Consider the following 6,729-nt stretch of genomic DNA (forward strand, 5'->3'; position numbering starts at 1 on the left):
CGCCGTTGCGAGCTCGACCGCCTCGCAGCGGACGCTCGGGCCCCAAGGGAGCGTCCCAAGGGCGTCGCAGGCGAGGCCGGTCGATGCCGCGGGACTCATGACGCTCCGCGATGAGCGAGGAGATCGGCGTTCTCCAGGAACATCAGCAGATCGTTCAGGGACTTGGCCAACTGGTCCCGATCGGCCGATGACACATCCTGAAAGGCGTTCACGACCTCCTCTTCGGTGGACCGTCCGTCGAGGAGCAGGACCATGGCGGCCGCAGTGGCGTTGATCCGGTACATCTCCCGCCCGACATGGAGCAGGTACCAGCATCCCGAGTCGTAGCGGAGTTGCGCTCTACAGGACAGAGTCGGGTTCGACCGGCCGTCGGACGGAGGAGACGGCGGATCCGGCGACCACAGGACCGTTCGCACGGCGTGGTCGAGGTCCTTCACTCCGAATGTTTGCGCGTACATCACCGCCACGTTCGCGAACCCGACGCAGGCACGGGCGTACCCGTTGACGGCTTCGGCACAGCCGGGTCGGGTCTGCAAGGCGTAGAACCGGTCCGACAGGCTCTCTGCGTCGGCCAGCAGACGTGGCGGGACTTCTCTGTCCTTGAACTGGTCCCGGAGCAGAGAAGTCAGCCACTTTCCGCCTGGATGAGTGCATCCGATTGCCGCGAGCAGTGCTGATGCGGCGAATTCCAGCAGCCTCTGGCAGGCGACACCGACACTCTGCCAATCACCGGATTCAAGCCAGCCCAGGAGGTCTGTCTGTGAATTGGTGATTCCCACCAGAGCCCGCGCCAGGGAAAGCTGCGCCAGCAGATCCCGGTCCAGCTCCGCCTTCAGCTCCAGCAGCTTTCCCTCGTTGTGCACCGGAATGGCAATGGCGAGCGAATGCAGGAAGTCCCTGTCGTCGTCGGACAAGCGCATGAACGCGCGATGGTCCCTGCGTGATTCCGATCGCAATCCGCGCAGTTTTCCCAGCAGACCATCGACTTCACCCCGCGACCAGACCTCGAGGTCCATCGGGATGTCGTCGTGAGGCATCGGCACCAGGCGCATCCCGTCGGCAGCCGGCCCCACTTCGTCACGAATGAGGAATACGTCGACGTCCGACCACGGTGTGGCGATTCCGTCGGCGACCGAGCCGCCGACGTACACGATGTCATCGTCGTCCAACGCGTAATGCCTGCGCAGTACGCTCTCGATCAGTGTGAGGCCGGCGTCGCGCATGGACGTTACGGCTCCGGGACGAGGTCCAGCGAGTCGACCCGCATCGACTCGGATGCGGCGACGTTCGCCTGGGCGGCCACCTCCTGAATGATGGCGAAGCGCCCGTCGGTCTCCTGGGACAGACGGATTACGCTCTGGATCCGCTCGCCCAGGCTCGCGTTGGAGTGGTCGTTCGCGAACTGGGCGATTTCCCTGCCCTGTCCCGAAAGGGCCATCGTGACGACCGCCTGGCTGACGCTGTAGGGAGTGCCGCCTTCGAGTTTCGCCGCCTCACGGTAGAGGCCGGCCGCGGCCGTGTAGTTGTCGGAAAGGCGGTAGGCGTCGCCCAGCACGGTGCACAAAGAGAGCGGCCCCTCATAGACGAGTGAGCGGAAGACCACCGCCGGGGACTTCATGAGCAGTCTGTTGCCGAGCTCCAGCGCCTCACCGAAGCGCCTCAGCTTTGTCAGTACGATCACCAGCCTTACGGCGGCCTCGTCCAGGTCCGGATCCTCCGAGAGCGCCCTGCGATAGGCCGTTTCCGAGGAACTCAGCTCGCTGGCGATCTCGAACAGCTTTCCAGCTGCCAGGTTCTGACTGCCGGGGGATGAAGGAGTGTCCGCGGCGGCGCTGATGCGGCTGATGGCCTTTGTGATGGCCTCCGCCTCCTGTCGGGCGTCGTCCAGCGACGCACGGCGACGTCGGTCGTAAAGTGAATTGAATTCCACGGGTGCCCCTGGTAGGTCAAGGGAGAGCATCGGGTGCTCCAGGACCTGCCCCGAGGGCGAGCGTATGAGCAGCCGATCTGACGCCCGCCAGCGTTGCAGCCCGGCGGTTCCGTTTCAATTACCGCTATAGCGTGTCTCGTTGCTGTCGACTGGCTCGCTCGAATGCAGCTATCCTCCTGAGGTTGCGCCAGCGGAGGACAAATCCATTACGCCATCTGCATCGCCACGCTTGGTCCGAAAGGAGGCGGATCGACTGAGGTTGTCCCGTAGTCGTAGCCGCCCGGCCAGGCGGTTCGACCTGGTCCGCTGTCAGCAACACTCGTGCGCCGATCAGGCTTCGGGACCTGGCACGACGTGGCGCGGGCCATGGCGCGCGACTTCCGTGAGGGCACCAGTGGCAGCGAGATCGCACGACGGGCCCGGTTGCTGTACGGCCGACCTGTCGTCCTGGTGTCGACGGTCGTGTAATTCCCCAGGTGCGGGTCTGTGATGGCCTGAGGATTGCGGGGGCTGGCGTTGGCGGCCGTAGATCAGTTGTCCGATTTACTTTGGTTCAGAGCCGCCCTCAGCCGCTTCACCTCGGCGATCAATCGCGGGACGTCCTGGCGTGCGGCGGCGATGAAGTCGATGTCCGCGTCGAGTGCGGTGTTGGGGCCCTTGACCTCGTATCCTGCGGTGAAGCGCCTGACGTAGAGTTCGTCGTCCTCGGGGGTTTCGGGGCGGAGTTGGATGAAGCTCTCGCCTCCGATGCCGTGCCGGCCCTCCAACCGGGCCAGCCAAGGCCCTGGGGTGGCGGCAGCAGTACGGTCCTCGATCGCGGTCAGTTCATCCTCGGACATCGGTTCGTCAGACAGCATGATCGGATCCTCGCCGGAGCCTGGCCGCATGTCTATAGCCGTGGGCCCGGGCAAGGACCACGAGGCAGGTCGGCCCTACGTCCCAGACCTCTCCCACGATCGAGATCAAGTGGCGGGCCGGGCAGGGAGAGGACCGCAACCAGTACTGGGAGATCGACCGGGCCTTCCACGCGACCTGTGTCTACAACCAGCTGATCAGGTTCCGCCAAGCCGAGCTGGCCCGCAACGACCTCACGCCCGAGTGCGTGCGAGCCTCCAGAGCGCCTACGACGAGCTACCTCATGCGCGAACTCGAACTCCTGCGTGAGCACTTCTCTCCCCCCACGGCGTGGAGCTGCTGGCCGGCCTGAGCCACCAGAGCGACCAGCTGTAGCCAGGACGCGCGGAACCGAACGACGGAGGACCGATGTTGGATCACCTCATCACCCACGACGCCGACCTGCGGATGGTCCCCACCGACCGCGACGGGCTGACCAGCGTGGTCGGCCGGCTCCACGAGGAACTGCGGGCCCTGCCCGAGGAGACCGACCCCGCTCGTGTCCGCCTCCTGACCAGGTGGATCGGCATCGGCCGGATGTGCCTGGGCGACCACGAGGAAGCCCGGACGATCCTCCGGCAGTCGCTCGACCTCGCCGCAGTGACGGGCAACACCCGGGCCGTCGTCGCCACCGCACTCAACCTCGCCGACGCGCACCGCTACGCCGGCGACGTGCAGACCGCGGACGCGCTCTACCGCAGCGCGCTGACCAGCGCACGAGCCCAGCACCCGGAACTCCTGGACTTCGCGCTCCAGCACACCGGCAAGCACCTGATGGAGCGCGGCGACCTCGCGGATGCCCGGACGCATCTGCAGGAAGCCATGCGGCTGCGGATCACCAAGGGGGACCGCGAGCTGATCGATTCCACGCAGGCCGCACTCGACAGGGTGGAGCTGCTGGCCGGCCGGGCCGACGCCTCGGCGGCAGACAGCGCGGATCCGCGCCGTTGAAGCGGCCGGTGGACCGCATGGCTCCAGTCCCGCACCACGGCCCGGACCCCGGAGCGACGGGCAGAGGACTTCCCGACCCTCCGGCACGCTGCGCACGGGCTCTCCGCACACCAGCGCGTGCACCCGCGCCGCCTGCGTGACCAGTCGTTCCCCGCCGACCTGATCGCCGCCATGGCGCAGGAGGCCGAGGAGGAACGTCACGCTCGTCAGCTTCGGCTTCCGCGCGCGTGATCGGACTCCGCGCTCCCTCACGAACCTTCCGCCGGCCCCCGCACAGCGCCGGAAGCCTTTCGGGGGCAGGGCCGCGCTGCCATGCACCGGATCTCCGAATGAGAGAACAGACACCTCGTGAGCTACGGCGCGGACCCCGACGTGTGGGAGTCGTGATGTGGGCCGCCACCGAAGAGGACCGCCAGGTCGTGATCAAAAGGCTGGTCATCGCCGCGCTCCCCGCCATTGCCCAGCGCCACGCCTGCGACTCCGACTGGCTGCTTCGGCAACTGGCCAGGGCCGGGTACACCGCCCCGCACGCGCAGGGCTCCGGATTCGAACCGGTCAGGCGCCCGCGGCCAGGGACAGGCCGGTGAACAGCATCGTCGTTGCGACCAGGGCGTCCAGGACGCGCCAGGACGAGGGGCGGCGGAAGAATCCGGTGAGCAGGCGGGCGCCGAACCCCAGTGCGGCGAACCAGCACAGGCTCGCCAGCGCGGCGCCGAGCGCGAACTGCCACCGCAGCGTGCCGTGGGTGGCCGCGATGGCGCCGAGCAGGAGCACCGTGTCGAGGTAGACGTGGGGGTTGAGCCAGGTCATCGCGAGGCAGCTGAGTACCGCGCGGCGGCCGGAGTGGACGGTTGGTCCGCCGCCTTCCAGGCTGGAGGCTCGGAAGACGCGGCGCGCGGCGATCACGGCGTAGCAGAGGAGGAAGGCCGCGCCGATCGCGCGCACCGCCGTCAGTGCCGTCGGCCATGCCGTGATCAGTGCGCCGAGCCCGCCCACGCCGCAGGCGATGAGTGCCGCGTCGGAGGCCGCGCAGATCGCGACCACCGGCACGACGGCTTCCCGGCGGACGCCCTGGCGTAGGACGAAGGCGTTCTGCGCCCCGATCGCGACGATGAGTGACAGGCCGGCCCCGAAGCCGGCGGCGGTGGCGGTGAGCGTGCTTCCCATGGCCGCAACGGTAGGCAGGCGGCGCGACACAAGACCAGCTAAAGATTTTTACGTATCCTTAGCAGCCATGAAGGCTGAGCTGCCCCACGACCTGGTCCGGACCCTGCTCGCGGTGGTCGACGAGGGCACCTTCGACGCCGCCGCGGCGGCCCTGCACGTGACGCCTTCGGCGGTGAGCCAGCGGATCAAGGCGCTGGAACAGCGCACCGGGCGGGTACTGCTGACCCGTTCCCGGCCGGTGAGGCCGACCGAGTCCGGGCAGGTCGTGGTGCGCTACGCCCGTCAGCTCGCCCGCCTGGAGGGGGACGCGCGCGAGGCGCTCGGGATGCCCGGGGGCGAAGAGGGTGCCGGGCCGTCGGGCCCCTCCTGGCTTCCGATCGCGGTCAACGCGGACTCGCTGGCGACCTGGTTCGTGCCCGCGCTGACCTCCCTCGCGAAGGACGCTCGGATCCACGTCGACCTGCGCCGCGAGGACGAGGCGCACACGACCACCCTGCTGCGCGCGGGCGAGGTGATGGCGGCGGTCACCTCCTCACCGCAGCCGGTGGCCGGCTGCTCGGTGCGGCGGCTCGGCGCGATGGTCTACCTCCCGGTGGCCACGCCGCAGTTCGCCGCCCGCTGGCTCGACGGCGACGCGGCCCTGCTGCTTCCGGACGCCCCGGTGGTCTGCTTTGACCGCCGTGACGAGCTGCAGGACGTTTTCGCCCGCGAACTGACGGGTGGTCGGGGAGCGAGCCGCCGGCGGCACTACGTCCCGTCCAGTGAGGGCTTCGCCGATGCCGTGGCCGCCGGCCTCGGCTGGGGCCTGGTCCCGCACGGTCAGGCCGAGCCCCGGCTGCACGGAGGCGCGCTGGTCCAGTTCCTTCCGGGCCGCACCGTCGAGCTTCCGCTCTACTGGCAGCAGTGGCGCCTCGACTCGCCCGCACTGGCAGCTGTCGCCGCGGCGGTGGCGGCGGAAGCGGAGCGCGCCCTGCGCTAGGTGGGCGGGCACAACCGGGACGCCTTCGAGGAATGCCTCACCGACACCCGACACCCGACGCCCGCCACCCGCCCCGGCGGCCGGATCCGGCCGGGCTGCCGATTCTGGTGGGCGGGGCCGAGGCCGTGCTCGTCGACGAGCCGGTCCGCGGGCTGACGACCCTGCTCCAGATCCTCGACACGGCCGCCACCGACGAGGGCCCGTTCCTGCGGGTGCCGTTCCTCGGCGACGGCCCCGACAGCGTGGAACGACGGCTGTGCGCGGCGACCCGGGCCGTGGGAGCGGTCCGCGCCGGCTCGAACGGCGGCGGCACGGCGAGGGGTCCCACCGACCGGTGGGACCCCTGCGCGCGGGTGGGTCAGCCCGCCGCCCCCGCCGTCGGCCGGACGGCGACCGCGTCGATCTCGAAGAGCATCCCCGGCAGGGCGAGCGAGGCGACCCCGCTGAGCGTCTGCGCGGGCAGCCGGTCGCCCCAGGCCCCGGCCAGGGCCTCGCCGAGGACGGCCAGCTTCTCCGGGTCGTGGTCGACGATGTACGAGCCGAGCCGGACCACGTGCTCGAAGCCGAGGCCGACCCCGGCGAGCGCGGTGCGCAGGTTGGCGAGGGCGAGCTCCACCTGGGCGGCGAAGTCGCCGGGCACGACCTGGCCGCCGGCGTCGGAGGCGTACTGGCCGCCGATGAACACCGGCTCGCCGGGCGCGGAGGCGGCGTGGCTGTAGCCGAACGGCGTCGGGTCGTGCAGGCCTGGCGGGTTGGTGATGGTGCGGGTGTCGGTCACGGGGTTCCTCCCCTGGTGTCGGGCCGGGCT

The 6,729-nt window shown here is 69.6% G+C and carries 7 protein-coding genes; 2 read left to right on the forward strand and 5 right to left on the reverse strand.

What is annotated here, in order from left to right:
- Positions 1–95 precede the first annotated feature (95 nt).
- The 3 genes from ACFVHV_RS03845 to ACFVHV_RS03855 form a co-directional block, all read right to left on the reverse strand.
- A complete protein-coding gene (locus ACFVHV_RS03845; protein ID WP_359907285.1) occupies positions 96–1,223 on the reverse strand; it encodes a PqqD family peptide modification chaperone in 1,128 nt (375 codons plus the stop codon).
- Between the two features lie 5 nt (positions 1,224–1,228).
- Positions 1,229–1,930, reverse strand: coding sequence for a hypothetical protein (locus ACFVHV_RS03850; protein ID WP_359907282.1), 702 nt, complete (start codon positions 1,928–1,930; stop codon positions 1,229–1,231).
- Positions 1,931–2,460: 530 nt separating this feature from the next.
- Positions 2,461–2,787 (reverse strand): hypothetical protein, encoded by a 327-nt coding sequence (locus tag ACFVHV_RS03855; RefSeq protein ID WP_380348629.1) that lies wholly within the window; start codon positions 2,785–2,787, stop codon positions 2,461–2,463.
- A gap of 406 nt (positions 2,788–3,193) precedes the next feature.
- Here ACFVHV_RS03855 and ACFVHV_RS03860 point away from each other — a divergent pair, with 406 nt between their 5' ends.
- Positions 3,194–3,775, forward strand: coding sequence for a tetratricopeptide repeat protein (locus tag ACFVHV_RS03860; RefSeq protein WP_359907276.1), 582 nt, complete (start codon positions 3,194–3,196; stop codon positions 3,773–3,775).
- 555 nt (positions 3,776–4,330) lie between these two features.
- Here ACFVHV_RS03860 and ACFVHV_RS03865 read toward each other — a convergent pair.
- The gene (locus ACFVHV_RS03865) at positions 4,331–4,942 is read right to left on the reverse strand and encodes a LysE/ArgO family amino acid transporter (RefSeq protein ID WP_359907273.1); all 612 of its coding nucleotides are present in this window, start codon (positions 4,940–4,942) and stop codon (positions 4,331–4,333) included.
- Between the two features lie 67 nt (positions 4,943–5,009).
- On the opposite strand from ACFVHV_RS03865, the gene ACFVHV_RS03870 reads away from it, so the two are divergent.
- Complete coding sequence (locus tag ACFVHV_RS03870) at positions 5,010–5,921, forward strand: LysR family transcriptional regulator ArgP (RefSeq protein ID WP_359907270.1); 912 nt, start codon at positions 5,010–5,012, stop codon at positions 5,919–5,921.
- 358 nt (positions 5,922–6,279) lie between these two features.
- Here ACFVHV_RS03870 and ACFVHV_RS03875 read toward each other — a convergent pair whose 3' ends face one another.
- Positions 6,280–6,699: a RidA family protein gene (locus ACFVHV_RS03875; RefSeq protein ID WP_380348632.1), complete on the reverse strand. Its 420-nt coding sequence runs from the start codon at positions 6,697–6,699 to the stop codon at positions 6,280–6,282.
- Between the last annotated feature and the right edge of the window lie 30 nt (positions 6,700–6,729).

It is taken from the genome of Kitasatospora sp. NPDC127116, assembly GCF_042677365.1.
Classification (GTDB): Bacteria; Actinomycetota; Actinomycetes; order Streptomycetales; family Streptomycetaceae; genus Kitasatospora; species Kitasatospora lactacystinica.